Annotated in this window: 20 protein-coding genes and 2 pseudogenes; 10 read left to right on the top strand and 12 right to left on the bottom strand. The window is 62.7% G+C overall.

Annotated features, from left to right (window positions below; translation table 11 throughout):
- Positions 1-3: 3 nt before the first annotated feature.
- The 6 genes from fabF to BLS26_RS33230 form a co-directional block, all read right to left on the bottom strand.
- The gene (gene fabF, locus BLS26_RS33255; RefSeq protein ID WP_092516653.1) at positions 4-1269 is read right to left on the bottom strand and encodes a beta-ketoacyl-ACP synthase II; all 1266 of its coding nucleotides are present in this window, start codon (positions 1267-1269) and stop codon (positions 4-6) included.
- Between the two features lie 97 nt (positions 1270-1366).
- Positions 1367-1606: an acyl carrier protein gene (locus tag BLS26_RS33250; RefSeq protein ID WP_027536714.1), complete on the bottom strand. Its 240-nt coding sequence runs from the start codon at positions 1604-1606 to the stop codon at positions 1367-1369.
- Positions 1607-1909: 303 nt separating this feature from the next.
- Entirely contained in the window at positions 1910-2647 is a 738-nt protein-coding gene (gene fabG, locus BLS26_RS33245) for a 3-oxoacyl-[acyl-carrier-protein] reductase (protein ID WP_092518911.1), read from the bottom strand.
- Between the two features lie 21 nt (positions 2648-2668).
- Positions 2669-3622 (bottom strand): ACP S-malonyltransferase, encoded by a 954-nt coding sequence (gene fabD, locus BLS26_RS33240; RefSeq protein ID WP_092516652.1) that lies wholly within the window; start codon positions 3620-3622, stop codon positions 2669-2671.
- Between the two features lie 103 nt (positions 3623-3725).
- On the bottom strand, positions 3726-4751 hold the full coding sequence (locus tag BLS26_RS33235) for a fatty acid desaturase family protein (RefSeq protein WP_092516651.1): 1026 nt from the start codon (positions 4749-4751) through the stop codon (positions 3726-3728).
- Positions 4748-5473, bottom strand: a complete 726-nt coding sequence (locus tag BLS26_RS33230; RefSeq protein ID WP_092516650.1) for a TetR/AcrR family transcriptional regulator C-terminal domain-containing protein — start codon at positions 5471-5473, stop codon at positions 4748-4750. The genes BLS26_RS33235 and BLS26_RS33230 overlap by 4 nt, the downstream gene beginning before the upstream one ends.
- Before the next feature lie 348 nt (positions 5474-5821).
- Here BLS26_RS33230 and rpsF point away from each other — a divergent pair, with 348 nt between their 5' ends.
- The 4 genes from rpsF (at position 5822) to rplI (ending at position 8307) form a co-directional block, all read left to right on the top strand.
- On the top strand, positions 5822-6319 hold the full coding sequence (rpsF, locus tag BLS26_RS33225; RefSeq protein ID WP_092516649.1) for a 30S ribosomal protein S6: 498 nt from the start codon (positions 5822-5824) through the stop codon (positions 6317-6319).
- A 5-nt stretch (positions 6320-6324) separates the two neighbouring features.
- Complete coding sequence (rpsR, locus tag BLS26_RS33220; protein WP_002711478.1) at positions 6325-6564, top strand: 30S ribosomal protein S18; 240 nt, start codon at positions 6325-6327, stop codon at positions 6562-6564.
- Positions 6565-6685: 121 nt separating this feature from the next.
- Complete coding sequence (locus BLS26_RS33215) at positions 6686-7660, top strand: DUF2232 domain-containing protein (protein ID WP_092516648.1); 975 nt, start codon at positions 6686-6688, stop codon at positions 7658-7660.
- A 53-nt stretch (positions 7661-7713) separates the two neighbouring features.
- Positions 7714-8307, top strand: a complete 594-nt coding sequence (gene rplI, locus BLS26_RS33210) for a 50S ribosomal protein L9 (RefSeq protein ID WP_092516647.1) — start codon at positions 7714-7716, stop codon at positions 8305-8307.
- Positions 8308-8376: 69 nt separating this feature from the next.
- Here the strand turns inward: rplI and BLS26_RS33205 are convergent, their stop codons facing one another.
- The 3 genes from BLS26_RS33205 to BLS26_RS33195 form a co-directional block, all read right to left on the bottom strand.
- Positions 8377-8835, bottom strand: a complete 459-nt coding sequence (locus BLS26_RS33205) for a PaaI family thioesterase (RefSeq protein WP_092516646.1) — start codon at positions 8833-8835, stop codon at positions 8377-8379.
- A complete protein-coding gene (locus BLS26_RS33200) occupies positions 8835-9437 on the bottom strand; it encodes a TetR/AcrR family transcriptional regulator (protein ID WP_092516645.1) in 603 nt (200 codons plus the stop codon). The genes BLS26_RS33205 and BLS26_RS33200 overlap by 1 nt, the downstream gene beginning before the upstream one ends.
- 129 nt (positions 9438-9566) lie before the next feature.
- Positions 9567-10700: a hypothetical protein gene (locus BLS26_RS33195; RefSeq protein ID WP_092516644.1), complete on the bottom strand. Its 1134-nt coding sequence runs from the start codon at positions 10698-10700 to the stop codon at positions 9567-9569.
- A gap of 258 nt (positions 10701-10958) precedes the next feature.
- On the opposite strand from BLS26_RS33195, the gene BLS26_RS33190 reads away from it, so the two are divergent.
- Positions 10959-12209 (top strand): cyclopropane-fatty-acyl-phospholipid synthase family protein, encoded by a 1251-nt coding sequence (locus BLS26_RS33190; protein ID WP_092516643.1) that lies wholly within the window; start codon positions 10959-10961, stop codon positions 12207-12209.
- A 19-nt stretch (positions 12210-12228) separates the two neighbouring features.
- Here BLS26_RS33190 and BLS26_RS36130 read toward each other — a convergent pair whose 3' ends face one another.
- Positions 12229-12435, bottom strand: coding sequence for a transcriptional regulator (locus BLS26_RS36130; protein WP_157676655.1), 207 nt, complete (start codon positions 12433-12435; stop codon positions 12229-12231).
- Between the two features lie 603 nt (positions 12436-13038).
- Here BLS26_RS36130 and BLS26_RS33185 point away from each other — a divergent pair.
- Together BLS26_RS33185 and alr are read left to right on the top strand one after the other, a co-directional pair.
- Positions 13039-14541 (top strand): replicative DNA helicase, encoded by a 1503-nt coding sequence (locus tag BLS26_RS33185; protein WP_092516642.1) that lies wholly within the window; start codon positions 13039-13041, stop codon positions 14539-14541.
- A 47-nt stretch (positions 14542-14588) separates the two neighbouring features.
- Entirely contained in the window at positions 14589-15833 is a 1245-nt protein-coding gene (gene alr, locus BLS26_RS33180) for an alanine racemase (protein ID WP_092516641.1), read from the top strand.
- Positions 15834-15868: 35 nt separating this feature from the next.
- Here alr and BLS26_RS33175 read toward each other — a convergent pair.
- Positions 15869-16165: pseudogene (locus BLS26_RS33175) on the bottom strand (transposase); the annotation flags it as partial.
- Between the two features lie 383 nt (positions 16166-16548).
- Between BLS26_RS33175 and BLS26_RS33170 the strand changes: the two are divergent.
- Complete coding sequence (locus tag BLS26_RS33170; RefSeq protein ID WP_157676654.1) at positions 16549-16914, top strand: RidA family protein; 366 nt, start codon at positions 16549-16551, stop codon at positions 16912-16914.
- On the opposite strand, the pseudogene BLS26_RS36420 reads toward BLS26_RS33170, so the two are convergent.
- Positions 16915-17073 (bottom strand): annotated as a pseudogene (locus BLS26_RS36420) (transposase); the annotation flags it as partial.
- Positions 17074-17267: 194 nt separating this feature from the next.
- Between BLS26_RS36420 and BLS26_RS33160 the strand changes: the two are divergent.
- Entirely contained in the window at positions 17268-18398 is a 1131-nt protein-coding gene (locus tag BLS26_RS33160) for a hypothetical protein (protein ID WP_092516639.1), read from the top strand.
- 1425 nt (positions 18399-19823) lie between these two features.
- On the top strand, positions 19824-20594 hold the full coding sequence (locus tag BLS26_RS33155; RefSeq protein WP_092516638.1) for an exodeoxyribonuclease III: 771 nt from the start codon (positions 19824-19826) through the stop codon (positions 20592-20594).
- Positions 20595-20596: the final 2 nt, after the last annotated feature.

The raw sequence follows: 20596 nt of genomic DNA, 5'->3' as shown, positions 1-20596 counted from the left end.
TTGCTAGTCAATCACGCGCCGCACGATCACGGAGGCGTTGGTACCCCCGAAACCGAAGGAATTGGACAGCGCGACGTCGATCTCGCGCTTGCGCGCCGTCAGCGGCACCAGATCGATCGCGGTTTCCACCGACGGATTTTCCAGATTGATGGTGGGCGGAACGATGTTGTCGCGAATCGCAAGGATGCTGAAGATCGCCTCGATGGCGCCGGCAGCGCCCAGCAGATGCCCGGTCGAAGATTTGGTCGACGACATCGCCACCTTCGAGGCGGCGTTGCCGAGCAGCCGTTCCACCGCGCCGAGCTCGATCTCGTCGCCGATCTGCGTCGACGTGCCGTGCGCGTTGATATAGTCGATATCCGACGCAGCGATGCCGGCGCGCTTCAGCGCCGCGCTCATGCTGCGGAAAGCGCCGTCGCCATCCGGCGCCGGCGACGTGATGTGATAGGCGTCGCCCGACAGGCCGTAGCCGACCACTTCGGCGTAGATCTTCGCGCCACGGTTTTTCGCGTGCTCGTATTCCTCGAGCACCACGATGCCGGCGCCCTCGCCCATCACGAAGCCGTCGCGATCCTTGTCATAGGGGCGCGAAGCCCTTTCCGGCGTCTCGTTGAAGCCGGTCGAGAGCGCGCGCGCGGCGCAAAAGCCCGCCATCGCCAGCCGGCAGATCGGCGATTCGGTTCCACCTGCGACCATGACGTCGGCGTCGCCGAGCACAATCAGCCGGGAGGCGTCGCCGATCGCGTGCGCGCCGGTCGAACAGGCCGTCACCACGGAATGATTGGGTCCCTTGAGGCCGTGCTCGATCGAGACATAGCCGGAAGCAAGATTGATCAGCCGGCCTGGAATGAAGAACGGCGAGACCTTGCGCGGGCCGCGTTCCTTCAAGAGCAGCGCGGTGTCGGCAATGCCGGACAGGCCGCCGATGCCGGAACCGATCAGGGTGCCGGTCGCGCATTTGTCCGCCTCGGACTCCGGATGCCAGCCGGCATCGTCGAGCGCCTGGCGCGCGGCCGCCATCGCAAAGATGATGAAGTCGTCGACCTTGCGCTGGTCCTTTGGCTCCATCCACTGGTCGGGATTGAACGTACCGTCGGAGCCGTCGCCACGCGGAATCACACAGGCGATCTGGCTGGAGAGATCGGCGACTTCAAACGTCTCGATCTTCCTGGCGCCGCTGTCGCCGTTGAGAATACGCGCCCACGTTGTGTCAACGCCGCAGCCGAGCGGCGTAACCATGCCCAGCCCCGTGACGACAACCCGTCTCATGTCAAAAACTCCAGCCCGAAACTGGCGGCCCAAAACAAGAAACCGGGGGACCGTTCAACAACGGTCCGTCCGGCTCTATTGCACCGCGCCCGGGACGTCAGCTTTTCGCGTTCTTTTCGAGAAACTTGGTCGCGTCGCCGACGGTCAAAATCGTCTCGGCGGCGTCATCGGGAATTTCGCAACCGAACTCTTCTTCAAATGCCATCACAAGCTCGACCGTGTCGAGGCTGTCGGCGCCGAGGTCGTCGATGAAACTTGCAGCGTCGACCACCTTGTCCGGCTCAACACCGAGATGTTCGACAACAATCTTCTTAACCCGCTCGCCAATCTCACTCATCGTTCAACCTCGTGCTTGTTCCAATGGACCCGACCCAAGACGCTACAGAGACGCTACGAGCCATCGTGGTCGTTAAACTTCCTTCGCTATCGCGCATAGTCTTGATTCGGCCCGGTGGTAGCCGACAAAGCCCGGCGAACGGCAGGCGTCGCCACGCCAATATACAGGGTTTCAATATCCTGCAATGGCCTTCTTTGCCCATCCGTCGGGGGTTCGGTTATCATACTTCCCTCACCTTGACTACAAACCTCGCCCAACCGCCCGAAACGGCCTTTCGCCGCATCGGCCGGGCCGGTAAATCGCTCAAATCATGGCCATTCCGCCGTTGACGTGAATCGTCTGGCCGGTGACGTAAGCGGCCTCGTTCGAAGCCAGATAGACCGCGGCTGCAGCAATGTCCTCCGGCGTCCCCAGCCGTGCGGCAGGAACCTTGGCCAGGATGGCCTCACGCTGCTTGTCGTTGAGCGCGTCGGTCATCGGCGTCTTGATGAATCCCGGCGCGATGCAATTGGCGGTGACGTTGCGCTTGGCATATTCCGCGCCCAGCGTCTTGATCAGACCGATGATTCCGGCCTTCGAGGCGGTGTAGTTGGCCTGGCCGGGGTTGCCGGTGACGCCTACGATCGAGGTGATCGCGATGATGCGGCCGAAGCGTTTGCGCATCATCAATTTGGTTGCGGCGCGGGCCAATCGGAACGTCGCGGTCAGGTTGACCTTGATGACGTCGTCCCAGTCCTCGTCGCGCAACTGCACAAATAAATTGTCACGCGTGATGCCGGCGTTGGCGATCAGGATGTCAACCTGCCCTAACGCTGCTTCCGCCGCGGGCACCAGCGCCTCGACCTCGGCACTGTCGGAAAGGTTGCATGGCAGCACATGGACGCGCTCGCCCAGTTGGCCGGCGAAAGAATCCAGCACTTCGCGCCGGGTTCCGGAAATCGCAACCGTGGCGCCCTGCTTGTGCAGGGCCAGCGCGATCGCCCCGCCGATGCCGCCGGTCGCGCCGGTCACCAGTGCCGTCCTGCCCGTCAAATCGAACATCATAATCTCCTTAACCGCACTTTACGCCGATGCAGCCAATGCGTCCTTGGCGGCGGCAATGTCGCCCGGCCCGCTTATGGACACGCCGACCGCCCCATCGGCGATGCGCTTGACCAGCCCGCTCAACACCTTGCCGGCGCCGATCTCGAAGAACCTGGTGACGCCGTGGGCCGCCATGTAGGCGACCGACTCGCGCCAGCGCACGGTGCCGGTGACCTGTTCGACCAGCCGGCGGCGGATCTCGTCGGGATCGGTGATCGCTGACGCCAGCACGTTCGACACCAGCGGCGAGGCCGGCGCCTTGATCGTCACGTCCGCCAATGCCTTTGCCATCGCGTCGGCGGCCGGCTGCATCAGCTTGCAATGGAACGGCGCCGACACCGGCAGCAGCATCGCCCGCTTGGCGCCCTTGGTCTTGGCGATCTCGAGCGCGCGCTCCACCGCAGCCTTGTCGCCGGACACCACCACCTGCCCGCCGCCATTGTCGTTGGCGGCCTGGCAGACCTGTCCCTCCGCGGCTTCGGCGGCAACCGCCACGGCGGCCTCGTAGTCGAGCCCGAGTAGTGCTGCCATCGCACCGGCGCCGACCGGTACTGCCTTCTGCATGGCCAACCCACGGATGCGCAGCAGGCGCGCGGTGTCGCTGATGCTGAGGCTGCCGGCGGCGGCCAGCGCCGAATATTCGCCAAGCGAATGGCCCGCGACATAAGCGGCATCCCGCCCGACCGAAAAGCCCGCTTCGGTCTCCAGCACGCGCAATGTCGCGAGCGAGACCGCCATCAGGGCCGGTTGGGCGTTTTCGGTGAGCTGGAGGGTTTCGGCCGGGCCTTCCCAGATGATCGCCGTCAGCTTCTCGCCGAGCGCCGCATCGACCTCGTCGAATACTGCCCGTGCGGCCGGAAAGGCCTCCGCCAGGGCCTTGCCCATGCCGACCGCCTGGGATCCCTGCCCCGGAAATGTAAATGCAGCCGTCATCGGCGCTCCCTCATCAAGAAGAGGCCGTAAGACACTGACGGGGGCCGGGATGTCAAGCGGTGCTGCGGGATGACTGGGCCGGTCCAGGCCACCGGCTGAGCAACTAGAAGCCGCCCGCCGCCTGGTCGCTGCCGACCTCTGCGCCGGCCCGCGCGCGGCGTGCGCTGCTCGCCAACTGCCCGGGGCGATCCTCGAGATTCGGCTTCGCCGTCGCCAGCCGCAGCACGGTGGCGTAATTCGGCTGCACTTCCATGCGCTCCGCATGCCGGCTCTGGCTCAGGATGCGGTGCACCAGCGGCAGGTTGTAGCAGGGCACATAGAACAGCAGATGATGCTCGAGGTGATAGTTGACGTAATACGGCGCGATAAACAGCCGCTCGAGGAAATTGGCCTGGGTGGTGCGGGTATTGCGCAAGGGATCGGCGCTGTCGGGCACCACCGCGTGCTCGGCGATGTTGCGGATGCGGGTGATCACCATCTGCCAGGTGACGAGCGGCAACAGCCATAGCAGCGGATAGGCCCACCAGACGCCGGCGGCGGCGAGACCCGCGAACAGCACAGCGTTGACGGCACATTGCGGGCCGAGCTTCTCCCAGAAATGCGCGGCGCGCTGCGCCAGCGGCCACTCTTTCGGTCCGAGCGCATTGAGCCATTGCGCCTTGCGCTGCTGATAACCGGTCTGTCCGGTGATATCGCGCAGGAATTTGCGGCGGTAGCTCATCCCGGTGATCGGGAACGGCGCCGACAGGACGAGATCAGGGTCGTCTTCCTGCTGCGTCTTCGCATGATGCTGCAGATGATAGCGACGATAGGCCCGCGTCTCGGCGAAAACCGGATAGGCGCAGAACCACTGGCTCAGCGTCAGATTGACCTTCTCGTCCGCCGACAGACAGCCATGCGCGCCGTCATGCATCAGGATCGCCAATCCAAGTTGGCGCGAACCGATGATGCCGACCGCCAGAACGAACGTCAGCGGATTCGGCCACCACGCCACCAGTGCGATCGAGCCCAATATCAGCACCCAGACGTGCGCGATCATCGCCACGCCTTTCCACGTCGAACGCTCGCGCACGGCGATCAGTTGATCCTCGGTCAGAAAATCGCGGGCCCGCATGCGAAGCGCGGTCATGATGAAGTCTCCCCGCCGGGTGGCGCTGAAACGGATGCATTGTTGTCATCGACGACGCGCAGGCGCGCGCGGTCGCCGGCCTTGCTTGTCGTCGCCTGCTCGCCCAGCACGCGCAGCATCTCGGCGCAAAGCTCCTCGGCCGAGCGGCCCATCGCATAGCCCTCGACCATCACACCGATCGCGATCGCCCAGAACCGCCGCGAAGTCGCGTCAGGATCGCGCAAGGTGCTCCAACCGTGCCGTTCGATCTGGTTCGAATAGGCGCGCAGCCCCTCGCCGTGCAACCGCTCGATGGTGCGCTCGACCAGCGGCGCGAGATCCTGGCGGCGGCGCGTCAGGGTCAGCGCCTCGGCGAAGAATGCCACCGAATCGGTCGCCGTCACGCTCTCGACCAGCGCGCGGGTGTAATCCCGCGGCGTATGCACCTGCAGCGCCGCCTGCTCCGCCGCGCGCGCCACATACAGCATGTCGCGGCAGGCGGCTTCGACGAACAGCGCTTCCTTGGTGCGGAAGTAATAGGTGATCTGGCTCGGGAAAGCGTCGGCAGCGGCTGCGATATCCGAGATCGAGGTGCCGGCGAGCCCCTGCTCCCTGAACAGCCGGCTGGCGCCGTCGAGCAGGCGCGAGCGCATCTCGCGCCCGGCAGAACGGGTGGCGCGGGCAGCATGCTTGGGATCGCTGCTGGACGCTTCGGGAGCGGATTGGACGGATTTGGGAGCCATTTTGCCCTCTCGATCTTTATTTGTATGATATACAAACAAATATGTCAATCGAGGGCCTGTGCTATCCCCTGCGCTGTCCCGGCGGGGCAGCCATCCGGCCAGAAACCCCGCCAAGTCAGGCATCAACGCTTGCCAGCGAGCCCAAAATCCTTATAACCCGCGCATCCGTGGATCCCGGCCGGGAGCTGAACGGACGGTCTCAGCAATCTCACCTTTCGGCGATGTTGATGTGGCAGGGCCAGTCGGCCCGTCGTCCCGTGCTTCCGCCTTCTGAGCATTATCGAGTCCTTTCCGGAGGTCTCGAAGGGCTTGCCGCCTGGAACCGCGCTAACACAGGAAAGGACACCCATGCCTCTTTATGAGCATGTTTTTCTCGCGCGTCAGGATGCGAGCACCCAGCAGGTCGAAGAACTGACCACCCAGATGACCGGCATCGTCGAAGGTCTCGGCGGCAAGGTCGTGAAGATGGAAAACTGGGGCGTGCGTTCGCTCACCTATCGCATGAACAAGAATCGCAAGGCGCATTTCGTTCTGATGAACATCGATGCTCCCTCTTCCGCGGTCACCGAGATCGAGCGGCAGGAGCGGATCAGCGAAGACGTGATCCGTTATCTCACCGTCCGCGTCGAAGAGCACGAGGAAGGTCCCTCGGCGATGATGCGCAAGGCCGATCGCGATCGCGAACGTGACGATCGTGGCGGCGGCTTCCGCGGCGACCGTGAAGGCGGCTTCCGTGGCGATCGCGAAGGCGGTTTCCGGGGTGGCGAAGGTGGCGGCTTCCGCGGCGACCGTGGCCCGCGTCGGCCGCGTGACGACGAAGCAACCACCGCAGCGGTTGAGGAGTAAGAATCATGGCTGAAGCTGGTGCACGCCGTCCGTTTTTCCGTCGCCGCAAGACCTGCCCGTTCACGGGTCCGAATGCGCCGAAGATCGACTACAAGGATTCCAAGCTGCTGATGCGTTACGTCTCCGAGCGCGGCAAGATCGTGCCGAGCCGCATCACCGCCGTCTCCGCCAAGAAGCAGCGTGAACTCGCCCGCGCCATCAAGCGCTCGCGGTTCCTCGGCCTGCTGCCCTACGTTATTCGCTAAACTACTTTGGTCCGCGGCGCTTACGCCGCGGACCGCATTCTTCAAGAGGCTTCCGGGTCGTCCGGTCGCCGATGGTTGGGGTCGAACGACCTCTAACCGCTCGAAAGGAGCGGGACAGCTGATGATCGCAGTTATCCTCATTGCGCTTGCGGCCGGCTCTGCGTCGGCGCTGATGTTCGCCTCGATCATTTCGGGCGCACTGATCTCGCTCGTGCTGTTCTATCTGTCGCCGCTGCCGCTGATGGTGACGGCGCTCGGATGGGGACCGCTCGCGGCCACGCTCGGCGGCATTGCCGCCGCCTCCGGTCTCGGCGCGATGTTCGGCCTGCCCTACTGCGCAGCCTTTGCCCTCACCGTCGCACTGCCGGCCTGGTGGCTCGGCCATCTCGCGCTGCTCGGCCGGCCGATCGCCAACGCCGCGCCCGCGATCGGCGCCGCGCCGGCTGCCCCCGCGCTCGAATGGTATCCGGTTGGCCGCATCCTGCTCTGGATCGCAGCCTTTGCCGCGCTGACGACCATGGCGGCGTTGCTGACACTCGGCACCGATGCGGAAGCCATCACCGGCACACTGCGCCGCGGGCTGTTGCGGATTCTCGGCCCCCGCGATGCCGCCTCTTCGGGCGATGTCGAACGTTGGGTGGCAGCGATCGCTCTCATCGCGCCGCCGGCGGCGGCGATCGTCTCGATGATGACGCTATCTCTCAACCTCTGGCTTGCCGGCAAGATCGCGGCGACCTCAGGCCGGCTGCACCGGCCCTGGCCGGATCTTCGAACCGCCCAACTGCCGCCGATGACGCTGGTGGTGCTGTCGGTCGCGCTGGCTTTCTGTTTCATCGGCGGACTTGCCGCCCTGTTTGCGCAGATCGCGACCACGGCACTGATGATGGCCTACGCCTTTACCGGTTTTGCCGTCCTGCACACGCTGACGCTGGCGCTGAAGAGCCGCGCGATCTGGCTGTCCTGCACCTACGCCATCGTCGTGGTGTTCGGCTGGCCGGTGCTGGCGATGGTTGCACTCGGCCTTGCCGACGCCGTGTTCGGATTTCGTGAACGCTATCTGCGCAGCAAGCAGCCACCACCCTTGCCCGCTTCCTGAGAATTCCACCATCCACTGAAACCAAACATCGATCACATCAAAGGAGAACGAAAATGGAAGTCATTTTGCTGGAACGCGTCGCCAAGCTCGGCCAGATGGGCGAAGTCGTCCGCGTCAAGGACGGGTTTGCCCGTAACTTTCTGCTCAAGCGCGGCAAGGCGCTGCGCGCCACCGCCGACAACCGCTCCAAGTTCGACGGCATGAAGGCCGAACTCGAGGCCAACAACATCAAGGCCAAGGGCGAAGCGACCAAGGTCGCGGAGAAGATCAACGGCCGCAACGTCGTCGTGCTGCGTCAGGCCTCCGAAACCGGCCAGTTGTTCGGTTCGGTCAGCGTGCGCGACATCATCGCCTCGTTCGAGGCCGATGGCGTCACCATCAGCCGCAGCCAGGTGCTGCTCGACGCGCCGGTCAAGACCATCGGCAAGCACACGATCTCGATCGCCGTGCATCCCGAAGTCGAGGTCAGCGTCAGCGTCACCGTGGCGCGCAGCGCCGATGAAGCCGAGCGCATCAACCGCGGCGAAGACATCTCGACCCGCCAGGAAGACCAGGACGCCGCCGCCGAGGCGCTCGCCGCCGCCGGCGAGTTCTTCGATCCGGAAGCCCAGCACGACGATGCGGCACCGGCGGCCGAGACCGAGTAAAAGCATTCTATGCTGTAACGCTTCGTGACGACCCTCAAGCCCGGCCCCTCAGGCCGGGCTTGAAATTTTTCAGCCTGCGATCCTGGCGGCCGCCTTCTCGTCGAGCATCGCGATCGACGCCAGTGCGGTCGCGGTGTGTTTCTCGACGCCATCAGTGATGCAGAACACGTCGGCCGCGACGACGGCGACCTGACGCCCCGGCTTGATCACGCGCGCCCGGCAGATCAGGCGTTCGCCGGCCGCCGGCGACAACAGATTCAATTTGAATTCCGCCGTCAGCGCCGACTGCCCGCGCGACGTCGCCGCCGCGATCGTCGTGGCATTGTCGACCAGGAAAGCGGTGACGCCGCCGTGGAACAGCCCGTGTTGCTGCAACAGCTCCGGCCGGCGGTCGACCTCGAGCGTGCACGAGCCGCGCGTCAATTCGGACAGTTCCGCGCCGATATGGCGCATAAAGCCCTGCCGGCCGACATTGTCGCGAATGCGGGTTTCGATCGGAGTGAAATCAGGGTCGGTCGTTGACGTCATTATTTTTCTCCCGGCTCGTTGCCTGCATCCGGCACGACCACCGCACGGATGGCGCAGGCGATCAGGGTGTCGATCTGGTCTCTTGGATCGGCGCGGTCGCGGCCCGACAGCCACGCGCGGCAGAAAATCTGCGCCGGCCCGATGATCTGGCTGAAGAACAGCGTTGCCGTCATCGGCAGCAATTCGCCGCGCGCAAGCAGCGGCGCCCGCCATCGCTCGACGGCTTCCGCCAGCCGCGAATTCTGCTCACGTTGCGCACCGCGGACCTCTTCGGTCCATTCGCTGCGGGAAATCTCAAATAGATACCGCGCTTCCCGCCTGTTGTTCACGACCCAGTCGAGATGCGCATGGATCAGCCGCCGCACCCCCTCCTGCGCGCCGCAGGTTTCGCCGATCGCCGCAAGGACGGAGGCGTGATAGCGGCCGAGGATTTCCAGAAACAGGGTGCCGGCCAATTCCTTCTTCGATCCGAAGAAGTGAAAGAAGCTGCCGTTGGAAGCCCGCGCACGGGTTCGGATCGCGGCAACCGTCGCGCCCTCAAAGCCGTCGCGGTCGAACACCGCCAATCCCGCCGCCAGCAAATCCTCGCGCGCCGTGGTCACCGCATCCGTCCCTGAATCCGCACCGGATCATCGCTATCAGCTAGAGCAATACTCTACTCAGCATCTTACTAGAGTATCACTCTAGTCGCAGTCAAGCGAAGCCGACGACCGTCGGCCCCGTCACGAAATTTATTGGGAGATCGGCGGCGCGGGCGGACCCGCGGGGGCTGCCGGCGGGGGCGGAGCTGACGCCGTCACGGCCACAGGTGCAGGCGGTGGGACTGCGGCCGGGGCTGGCGCAGACGGACTCACCGCAGGCTCAGGCGTGCCGCCGGCAGTGGTCGAGGATCCTCCCGCGGGCGCAGGTGTGACCGCCGGAACCGGATCAGGCCGCAGCGACTTCGGCTCACCGCCGCTTTCCTTTGATGCGTCGATCTTCGCGGTTTCAGATTTGGCCGTCTCGGACTTGCCTTCACTGGCAGGTTTGGCTGCCTCTTTGCCTGAATCGGGCTTGTCCTCGCCCTTGCCTGCATCGCTGCCGGTTTCAGCCTTGCCGGTTTCAGTCTTGCCGGTTTCAGTCTTGCCGGTTTCAGTCTTGCCAGACTCGGTTTTGGCGGTCTCGGTCTTGCCGGCATCGTCCTTGGCGGCGTTGCCTTTGGCCTCGTCCGTCTTCGGCTCTTCGGCGCCGGGCCTGCCGCGCTTGCCCAGCCTCTGCTTGCCGCCCGACTTGCCGTCGCTCGCTGCCTGCGCCGGTGTCTGACCATCCTCGGGCTTGGCCCCTTCGGGTGTCTGTCCCGGACGCGCCAGTCGCTTGGCGTCGCGGCCGGGTCTTCCGCCCTCGCCTTGCGGCGCCAGTCCATCAGCGTCAGGTTTTGCGGCACCAGGTTTCGAGGCCTCTTGCGCCGGCGCGGATGGATGCAGCCTGCGGCCAAAGCGGTCGAGTTGCTCCGGCTTGGTTTCGGGCCTTCCGTCCTGCTTCGCTTCCTGCCTGCCGTCCGGCTTCTTGGACGGATCCTGCTTCGGGGCATCCTTGGCCTGGTAGCGGGTATCGGTGGCGCCATTCGAAACCAGGAAGGAAGCCAACACCGAGGCCATGTCGCTGGAGGTCGTATAATGCTGGCGCAGGAACCCCGGCAGCGACGACGCCGGCACCGACTTCAGGAGGCCGCGCGGGCTCTTGTGGCAGGCATTGCAGGTACCGGCGAAAATCTGGGAGGGGCTCTTGCCGGCTTCGAGGTTGGTCGCCTGTGCGTGCGCAGATCCCGCCGCAAAACAGCCGATCAGAAGCGTCACCGTCGCTAAACTGAGCGCTCGGCTCAACATTCCCTGCTTCTCCAGAATTGGAATCGCGGCCAGCGTCACACAGCGCGGCCGGCGGCGGTCACCTTTTAGCCGATTATCGCGCGAATGGAAGCGCACTTATGACGCATATGCGTGATCGCGCGAATTGGGAATATCTGCTTTGAGGACAATGCACTAACCCACCAAAATAATCACAATTATGATCTTGTTGATGTACATTGGAACCATACTTTCCACAGTGCGTCAGGTGTAATGACAGGTCGTTCCATTGGTGCTTCCATGGATCGTTTGTTGCGTTATTTCCTGGGTCAGTTCATTCGCCGCGGCTCGATGACGTTCACGGCCGCGAGCGGGGCCCGCTTTACCTGCGGCGACGGCACCGGCCGGCCGGTCGAGGCCAGGTTCCTGAGCGAACGGACCCAGCGCCGGATCCTGCTCAATCCGGAACTGGCGCTCGGCGAAGCCTATATGGACGGCACGTTTGTGGTCGAGAACGGCTCGATCGCGGATGCGCTCGAAATCCTGCTCGATCAGCCCGACATGGTGCCGCGCTGGGCCGGGCTACAGTGGTGGCTGCGCTATTTCGGCCGGCATATCGGGCAATTCAACTGGCGCGGCCGCGCGCGAGACAATGTCGCTCATCATTATGATCTGGACGGGCGGCTCTATTCGCTCTTTCTCGACGCCGACCGGCAATATAGCTGCGCCTATTTTGATGCGCCGGATACCACGCTCGACGATGCCCAACTCGCCAAGAAGCGCCACCTTGCCGCCAAGCTGCTGATGGGGCCCGGCAACCGCGTCCTCGATATCGGCTCCGGCTGGGGCGGCCTGGGCCTCTATCTCGCCGAAATGACCGGCGCCGACGTTACCGGCATCACGCTCTCGACCGAACAGTTGCAGGCTGCGAATGCCCGCGCCGAGGAGAAGCGCCTGACTGGATCGGCTCGATTTCTCCTCAGCGACTACCGCGATATTCCTGGCCAATTCGACCGGATCGTGTCAGTGGGCATGTTCGAGCATGTCGGCGTCGGTTTCTACGAAAAATTCTTTCGGCGATGCGCCGAGCTTCTCAGCGACGACGGCGTGATGGTGCTGCATTCGATCGGCCGCTCGACCGGCCCCGACGTGACCAGCCCCTGGATCACCAAGTATATTTTTCCGGGCGGTTATATTCCCGCCGTCTCCGAGGTCCTTCCCGCGATCGAGCGCGCCGGCCTGCTGGTATGCGACATCGAGATCCTCAGGCTGCATTATGCGGAAACGCTGAAGGCCTGGCGCGAACGCTTCATGGCGCGGCGGGAAGAGGCCGTGCGGCTATACGACGAGCGCTTTGCGCGCATGTGGGAGTTTTATCTGGCGGGTTCGGAAATGTCGTTCCGCAAGCAAAATCTGATGAATTTCCAGATCCAGCTCACCAAGCGCCAGGGCGTTGTGCCGATCACCCGCGACTACATCGCGCGTGAAGAAGCCAAGCTGCGCGGAATCGAGAGCCGCAAGCAACCACGGCTGCAATTGGCAGGCGAATGAGTTGATAAAGGCGGATGTTTCAGTGCCGCAGGCCGTAGGGCGAGCCGTACGGCCCGTAGACACCTGCCGGACAAGCAAGCTGCGCGCGCAGGGCGGCAAGCACATGGCTGTCGCAGGGAACAGTCCGCAGTTCAGGGCGCGACACCTCCTCAAAGGTATCGATCAGCAACGACAGCCATGCGCGCTGTTCGCTTCCCGACCGCCACGTTTGGAGTGCCTGACCCATGGTGTCTCCTGACCGTCCAAGTCCGTCGCCGTTACCAACCCAACAACCGCCGGTCCGTTCCCGATTTCCGCCCGGTTCCCTGGTGCACCACCGTGCCCCGAAGAAATACGGACTGATGTGATCCAGTTCACAGAGCCCCCTGGCGGTCTGGCGTAGACCTCCCGGCATGCCCGAGAAAACCTACCCATCGGTCGATCCGAAAGCCGACCTCAGGACCGACTACGCCTTGATCGCAACTGGCGTAGCTGCTGCCCTGATCGCCTTGATCTATCTCATTCTGATTTGATCAACGCTTAAGATCGCGGCCCGGACACACCTGCGCCCTTGGATTAAGTCCATCCTTGTGGCGATTAGGTTCAGGCGCCCCCAAGATTTTATATGGCATTTTATCGAATGCGCTTCGGCTGCGACTCCCGACGCCGGCTGGTTCCGGCCAATCCCCGTCAAGCGGAATGCGCAAGCGCGGTCGCGATTCACAAATCGCATTGTGTGAATCGGGCATAAGGCCTACTCGGACTTTCGGATTGCACAGAGGGAGCGCCTTATCGCCGCCCCGTACGAGAATCCTGACAAAAGCCAAAAATCCGAAGAACATCACACACTATGGCCATGACTGATTCGAACGTCCTCAAGCTTGCTCCCGACGCGGGAACTCCGGCCTATCGGAGCGCACCGCACAATATCGAAGCGGAACAGAGCCTGCTGGGCGCCATCCTGGTCAATAACGACGCGTTCTACCGGGTTTCGGACTTCCTGGAGCCGAAGCATTTCTTCGAGCCGCTGCATCAGACCATTTATGAAACCGCCGGCAGCCTGATCCGGATGGGCAAGGTCGCCACCCCCGTCACGCTGAAGACGTTCCTGCCGGCCGATACCGATATCGGCGGCATGACGGTCGGCCAGTACCTCGCCCGCGTCGCGGCCGAGGCGACCACGATCATCAACGCGCAGGACTACGGCCGGACGATCTACGACATGGCGCTGCGCCGCGACCTGATCCGGATCGGCGAGGACATGGTCAATGTCGCCTTCGATGCACCGGTTGATTTTGCGCCGCGTGCGCAGATCGAGGATGCCGAGCGCCAGCTTTATGAACTGGCGGAATCCGGCCGGTATGACGGCGGCTTCCAGCGCTTTTCGCAGGCGCTCACGGTGGCCGTCGACATGGCGGCCAAGGCGTTCCAGCGCGACGGCAGCCTGTCCGGTATCGCCACCGGCCTGCGCGACCTCGACACCAAGATGGGCGGGCTGCAGGCATCCGACTTGATCATAGTCGCCGGCCGCCCCGGCATGGGCAAGACCGCACTGGCGACCAATATCGCCTATAACATCGCCAAGGCGCATCGCGCCGAGGTGCAGCCCGACGGCACCATGAAATCGGTCAACGGCGGCATCGTCGGGTTCTTCTCCTGCGAAATGTCGGCCGAACAGCTCGCCACGCGTATTCTCGCCGAGCAGACCAGCATCGCCTCCAGCATGATCCGCCGCGGCGGCATCACCGAATCCGACTTCGAGAAGATCCGCGACTATTCGATCGAGCTGCAATCGCTGCCGCTCTATGTCGACGAAACCGGCGGCCTGTCGATCTCCCAGCTGACCGCGCGTGCGCGCCGGCTGAAGCGGCAGAAGGGTCTCGACATGATCGTGATCGACTACATCCAGCTGCTGTCGGGATCGGGCAAGCGTTCCGACAACCGCGTGCAGGAAGTCACCGAGATCACCACCAACCTCAAGGCGCTGGCGAAGGAGCTGAACGTCCCGATCATCGCGCTGTCGCAGCTCTCGCGTCAGGTCGAAAACCGCGACGACAAGCGCCCGCAACTGGCCGACCTGCGTGAATCCGGCTCGATCGAACAGGACGCCGACGTCGTCATCTTCGTGTATCGCGAGGAATATTACCTCGCCAACAAGGAGCCCCGGATCGGGACCCCCGAATACGAAAAGTGGCAGCTCGATATGTCGCTGGTGCACGGCAAGGCCGAAATCATCATCGGCAAGCAGCGCCACGGCCCCACCGGCACGGTGGAAGTCCAGTTCGAGGGCCAGTTCACGCGATTCAGCGACCTGGCGCATGACGGCAATTTGCCGGACCGCAACCTCTATTGAGGCGGCTACGCGGTTGAACCGCCGCAGGGGCCCGCGTAAAATGCGGCATGAACATCGCCTCTGACCCCAAATCCATCCCGCCGAGCACCCTGCTCTCGCCCGAGGCCAACCAGGCCGCAGCGCTCGCCAGCGCGATCGGTGTGCTGACGGTCGACCTCGACGCCATCGTCGCCAACTGGCGCAAGCTCGAGAAGACGGCGGTTCCCGCCGAATGTGCCGGCGTGGTGAAGGCCGACGCCTATGGCTGCGGCGCCGACCAGGTCGCGCGCGCGCTTGCCAATGCCGGCTGCAAGACATTTTTCACAGCCACCCTCGACGAAGCGCGCGTGGTCCGATCAGCGGTGCCGGCGGCCGCGATCTATACGCTCGACGGCTTCTTCCAGAACACCGGCGACAGCTACGCCGCGATCGACTGCAAACCCGTCATCGGCGACCTCAACGAACTCGCGGAATGGGACGTATTCTGCCGCCGCTCCGGCTGGTCGGGCGGCGCTGCCATTCACATCGACACCGGTATGAACCGGCTCGGCCTCACGGTTGCCGAGGCGCAGGGCATTATCCCCCGCATCAATGCCGGCGACCACGGCATCACGCTCGTGATGAGCCACCTCGCCTCCGCCGAACTGCTCAACAATCCGCTCAATGCCAGGCAGCTCACGACCTTCCGCGAAATCGCCAGCCTGTTCTCGGGCGTGCCGGCATCGCTGTCGAATTCTTCCGGCGTGTTCTTGGGCGCCCAGTTCCAGTTCGATCTGGTGCGGCCGGGGGCGGCGCTCTATGGCATCAACCCCACACCCGAGTCCGACAATCCGATGCAGCCGGTCGTCGAGCTGAAGGCCCGTATCGTCCAGGTGCGCAATGTCGAGCGCGGCGAAACCGTCGGCTATGGCGGCACCTGGACCGCGCGGCGGCCGACCCGGATCGCGCTGGTGTCGGCCGGCTATGCCGACGGCTATTTCCGCGCCGCCAGCGCCAATGACGGCACCCGCGGCGCCGAGGTCGTGGTAGCCGGCAAGCGCTGCCCGATCGCGGGACGGGTTTCGATGGACCTGATCGCGGTCGATATCACCGATATCGAGAAGAACGCGGCGCGCCGCGGTCATATGGTGACGCTGATCGGCGAAGGCATCACGGTCGACGAACTCGCCCATCACTTCGGCACCATCGGCTACGAGGTGCTGACCAGTCTCGGCAAGCGCTATGCGCGGATCTACAAAGGCGGCGAGGTACCGGCGAAGGAGCCCGCCGCTGCGGTGCCTGCTCCGGCAGATCCTGCCTCTCCATCGAACTAGCACTACTTTGGCAGATTTACCCACGCCACTGTTTTTCACGGCTTCGTCTTCGGCAGTGTGGGCATTGCTGAGATAGTGGTCGAAGAATGAGATCGACGATGGCGTGGCGTACGGCCGGCAGGCTAGGCTGAGGCGGCGGTCCGTTGATTCTTTTTTCGCCCCACTTGTGTGAGGTGACGATGTTGCAGGAAGGCGTAGGCGATCATGGTCATCAATGCGTGACGATGAAGACCTTGCCAGGATCGTCCCTCGAAGTGATCAAGTCCGAGTTTTTCTTTCAACTGCTGATGCGCCTGTTCGCAAATCCATCGTGCCTTGATGGTGACGGCTAGTCCGGCGCGCTTCATCCGACGAAAGCTTGCCAACGCCGAAACTGTAGCGCTGCGCGTCGTCGCGGCAATAAAGCCACGCCAAGGTTACGCACGTTGGTGTCCTTGACGACGTAGCACTCCGAATTTTCCCGGACCAACGTGCAGGGAGGTCGAAAACGGCGGCTTGATTCTGTAAGAACATGACCCGTCGACGGTCAATCTGGAATAGCGCATGTCCCCGGTCTCTCAGACGAACGAATGGGACGATGAAAAATGTCAAGTGCGGTTCAAGAATGTCTCGACTTGTCTACTGAGCCTACCCTAGGTAATTCGTTAGTCTGCGGGGATGCGATCAGCCAAACATGGCCGGCGGGCGCCCTTTTGTGTGCAAACAGGAGCGTGCAGTGGCGGTACGAAAGCTCGATCCGGAGGGTGTCAGGCGCTTCGCACACTTCAGTCAAGCGGTCTTGGTTGAGGTTCCCGGTCCCACACTCTACGTCGCCGGTCAGGGCGACGTGACCGGAGACTTCGAAATCCAGGCGCGGAAGGCCTGGACGCAAATCGAGGTCCTGCTCAATGAGGCCGGAATGACGTTGACCGACGTGGTTAAGGTCACCGGTTATGTTGTCGATCGAAATTACGTTTCCGCGTATCGCGCCGTTTTCCTGGAAGTGATGGGCGAGGTACGCCCAGCGTCCACGCTCGTCATTTGCGATTTGGTGCACCCGGCGATGCTGGTAGAGATCGAAATTGTAGCTACGAAGAACTAGCTAGGATGCGGACTCATTAAGGCGCAGCCATAGCCTGATTGACGCGAGTTGAACGAAGGCAAGGTAGTTGGCAGCAAGCCTGTCATAGCGCGTCGCTATCCGACGACATTGTTTGATCCTGTTGAAGAACCGCTCGACCCGGTTGCGAGCGCGGTAGAGATAGGGGCTGAAGCAGATCGGATTGCTGCGGTTGCTTTTCGGCGGGATGTTGGCCCACGCGCCGTTCTTCATGGCAAGCTCCCTGATCCGGGTCCACTCCGTGCTTTTGGTTGAGCCAGAGCGTTCACAACCGGTTCATGTCGCCGCATCTATTTCTCGACTACGAAGGAGAATGCGAACATGGGGCCGGCCGAATGAAAAGCTTCAGCGGCGGAATTGTTGCCTTCGCATCCGTTCTTTATGCGTTTCTCGGATTCCATCCGTTATTGGCCCAGGCGACCGACGCGGTTGTCGGCGTGAACGCGTCGGTGGGTTCACTGAGCGTCGACCAGCAGAATGCAATCCTCGCGCAATTGCACGCAGCCAACGTTCATTTTATCCGGTCGGGCATTACGCCCGATGAGAAGGGAATAGATTTTGCCCGGCGCGCCCAAGCGCAGGGGATCCAGATCGAATGGCTGGTCCAACTACAATACCGGCCGGGTGCACCCAGCCGACCATGGCCCAATGCCTTCGGCGTATGGGGCGGACCTCCGTTGTCCGCTGCAGATCCGGATCAGTTCCGCAAGTACTTCGAACCGCTGCTCGAAAAACTCGAGGCCGCCGGCGTTAAGCTCGCGGGGTTCGAATTGGGAAATGAAATCAATTCCGCCATGTTCAACGCAGATTTCAGCTTGCCGGCTGAGAACCCGACCCGATCTAGAGAGTTCACCCTCGAGAACCTTTCGCGTGATCCGGAGGCACAACAGGTCGCCAAGGGTTATCTGCAATATCTTAAGCTGCTCAAGGTGATCAAGGAAGTTCGCGCCCGGTCGAAGCTGAACCAACATGCGCCGATCGTCAGCGCAGGCCTGGTGTTCAACGAAGCTCCGGAGGCACCGCGAACGGCGCGGCTGGACGCTGTCGGTGCTGTCGCAACGCTGGACTTCATGCGCGCGAACGGTCTCGATGAACTCGTCGACGTTTACGGCGTTCATACCTACCCTTGGACGAATGACCCGGGAAATCCGACTGCCGTCGCGGGACGCCGCAATCGATTACAGAAGTACGTTCTCGCGGAGTGCCGGCCGTCAGATAGCCGAGGTGGCAAGCCTTGCTGGATCACTGAGTGGGGTATCCCCAATCACGATACGTCCTGTCCTCCTCATGAGACCAATCAGATCGCTCTGGTCAACGAAACGCGGGCTAATTTTCGGCCCTATGTCGCCAACAGACGAGTCCTCGGCCTGTTCTACTATGCGTGGCTCGACAGCCGCGAAGGCTTTGCCATCTACCGTTGCGATCATTTGACAAACACCGGACGTTTGGCGCTGACGCTGTTTTGATGGATGGCATATCCGCTTCTGGCCCATCGCGACATTTGCTGCGGTTGCACAAAGGTGGTTGGTGTCGGGGCGAGCCGGACATCGACGAAGATTTTTGAGTACGCGCCCTAAGATCAAATATTTTGCCGCGAGTTTATCCTATCGGGTCGCGACACTCCGACCTTGATGTTGATAAGCAGCCGTTCGATCGGGTTGCGCGCGCGATAGAGAATCGATCTGGCTGGCCGCAGGACCGCTAGGGCCCTGCATTTACTTCCGCTCTCGGCGCGATAGCGGACATGGCCGGACTTGCTGCCAATCCGACTCGGTAGCGAATGACCCAAGGGAGACATTCGCGCTTCACGACGACTTGGCGACCTTCAATCAGGTTGGCCAATTCCGACGTCTCCCTAGCCGCCCCACTCGGAGGCGCTCCTTCCGTTCCACATCAATCCGCCCGCGGACACGCTGGTTGGACCGTTTGGTTTGCCGTAATTCGGGTGCGAAGAACCTGATCTGACCAGCGGTATATCCCTATGCAAGTGGTAGGTCCTGACGCTCGGCTTATGACGAACCGTGTTTGCAAGCGCGAACGTACTCGAGAGCGCGACGGCAGAGGCTAATGCTATTGTCGTGAGTTTCATGTTTTCGTCCTCGTGTGGCTCCACGCGCGGGTCAATGTCAGAATGCATTCTTAAATTGCGCGAGGTAGTCGGGGCTCCCATAGACCCACATGGGCTCGTCACATTGTTGTGGGCCTTGGTCGTTCATGCAGGCGAAGCTCCAGGGAGGAGCTACGATCTCGCGGCCTTCGATCCTGTATCCCTGCAACCGACTGCCAACTGCCGGTCGAGTGCCGACATGCGCTCGATTGCTGCTTTTGTCGGTTCGCACAGGAGTCGTGGCTTGGGTCGCGAAAGATGGCACAAGCAATAGCGCCGCCAGAAGGTATGTGATCTTCATCGTTCACTTCCTTGATTGAGCCTCGCGCTAGCGGAGGCATGTCCGCTTCTGAAAGGAAGATCGAGATTGGAGTCTGGATATTTCCCGATCACGCAAATGTTTGGCGGTTTTGCCATCTGTCTCGATGAGGCAGACATTGCATGGGTTCACGGCAAGGCAGGGCCACTTCTGTACCGGCGAGCCATGTCGTGATTGGAGAGGCGCATATGGGAGGGTTGAGATTGCGGCGGTTAGCAGCAGCGGCAATCGCGTTTTCTTGATCACGGGTCGGCTGAGATACAGAAGTCGATGCGGGAAAAACCTCACGTGCAGGGTCGCAAGATGTGGCACTGCTGACGTCCGCCTATGGCACACCGCGACGTTTCGCTGCGATGCAGAACTTGGTCCGCTATCGGGGCACTGCGGACCGGGGCGGGCCTTCCGCCGGCAGATTTATGGGTTCACGGCCTAGCGGGATAACGAGATCTGCGGTCACATGCGCGCATGAAGATCGCTACCTTCAACATCAACAACGTCAACCGGCGCCTGCCGAACCTGCTGGCCTGGCTGCGCACGGCGAAGCCGGACGCAGTAAGCTTGCAGGAGCTGAAATCGACCGACGCCGACTTTCCCGCCGCGGCGTTCGAAAAAGCCGGTTACGGCGCGGTGTGGCAGGGCCAGAAGACCTGGAACGGCGTCGCCATTCTGGCGCGCAACGCCGAGCCGGTGTTGACCCGCACCGCCCTGCCCGGCGACCGCGACGATCACGAGGCCCGCTATATCGAAGCCGCCGTCAACGGCCTGATCCTCACCAGCATCTATCTACCGAACGGCAACCCGCAGCCGGGGCCGAAATTCGACTACAAACTCGACTGGTTCAAGCGGCTGCGCGCGCACGCCGCCAAGCTGTTGAAGCAGGATGTCCCCGTGGTGCTGGCGGGCGACTACAATGTCGCGCCGACCGAGTTGGATATCTATCCGACGAAGTCATGGGACAAGGATGCGCTGATCCAGCCGAAGAGCCGCGCCGCGTTCAAGACGCTGGTGGACCAAGGTTGGACTGATGCGATCCGCGCCCTGCATCCGACCAAGCCGATGTTCACGTTCTGGGACTACAAGCGCAACCGCTGGCCACGCGATGCCGGATTGCGGCTCGATCATCTCTTGCTGAGCCCGGCCGTCGCGCCGCGCCTGCTCAAGGCCGGCGTCGACCGCCAGGTCCGCGGCGAAGAAGGCGCCAGCGATCACGCGCCGGCGTGGATCGTGTTGAAGTGAAG

Origin of the sequence: Afipia sp. GAS231 (assembly GCF_900103365.1) — a bacterium.
Classification (GTDB): Bacteria; Pseudomonadota; Alphaproteobacteria; order Rhizobiales; family Xanthobacteraceae; genus Bradyrhizobium.
This window is presented reverse-complemented; position numbering and strand designations above follow the sequence as displayed.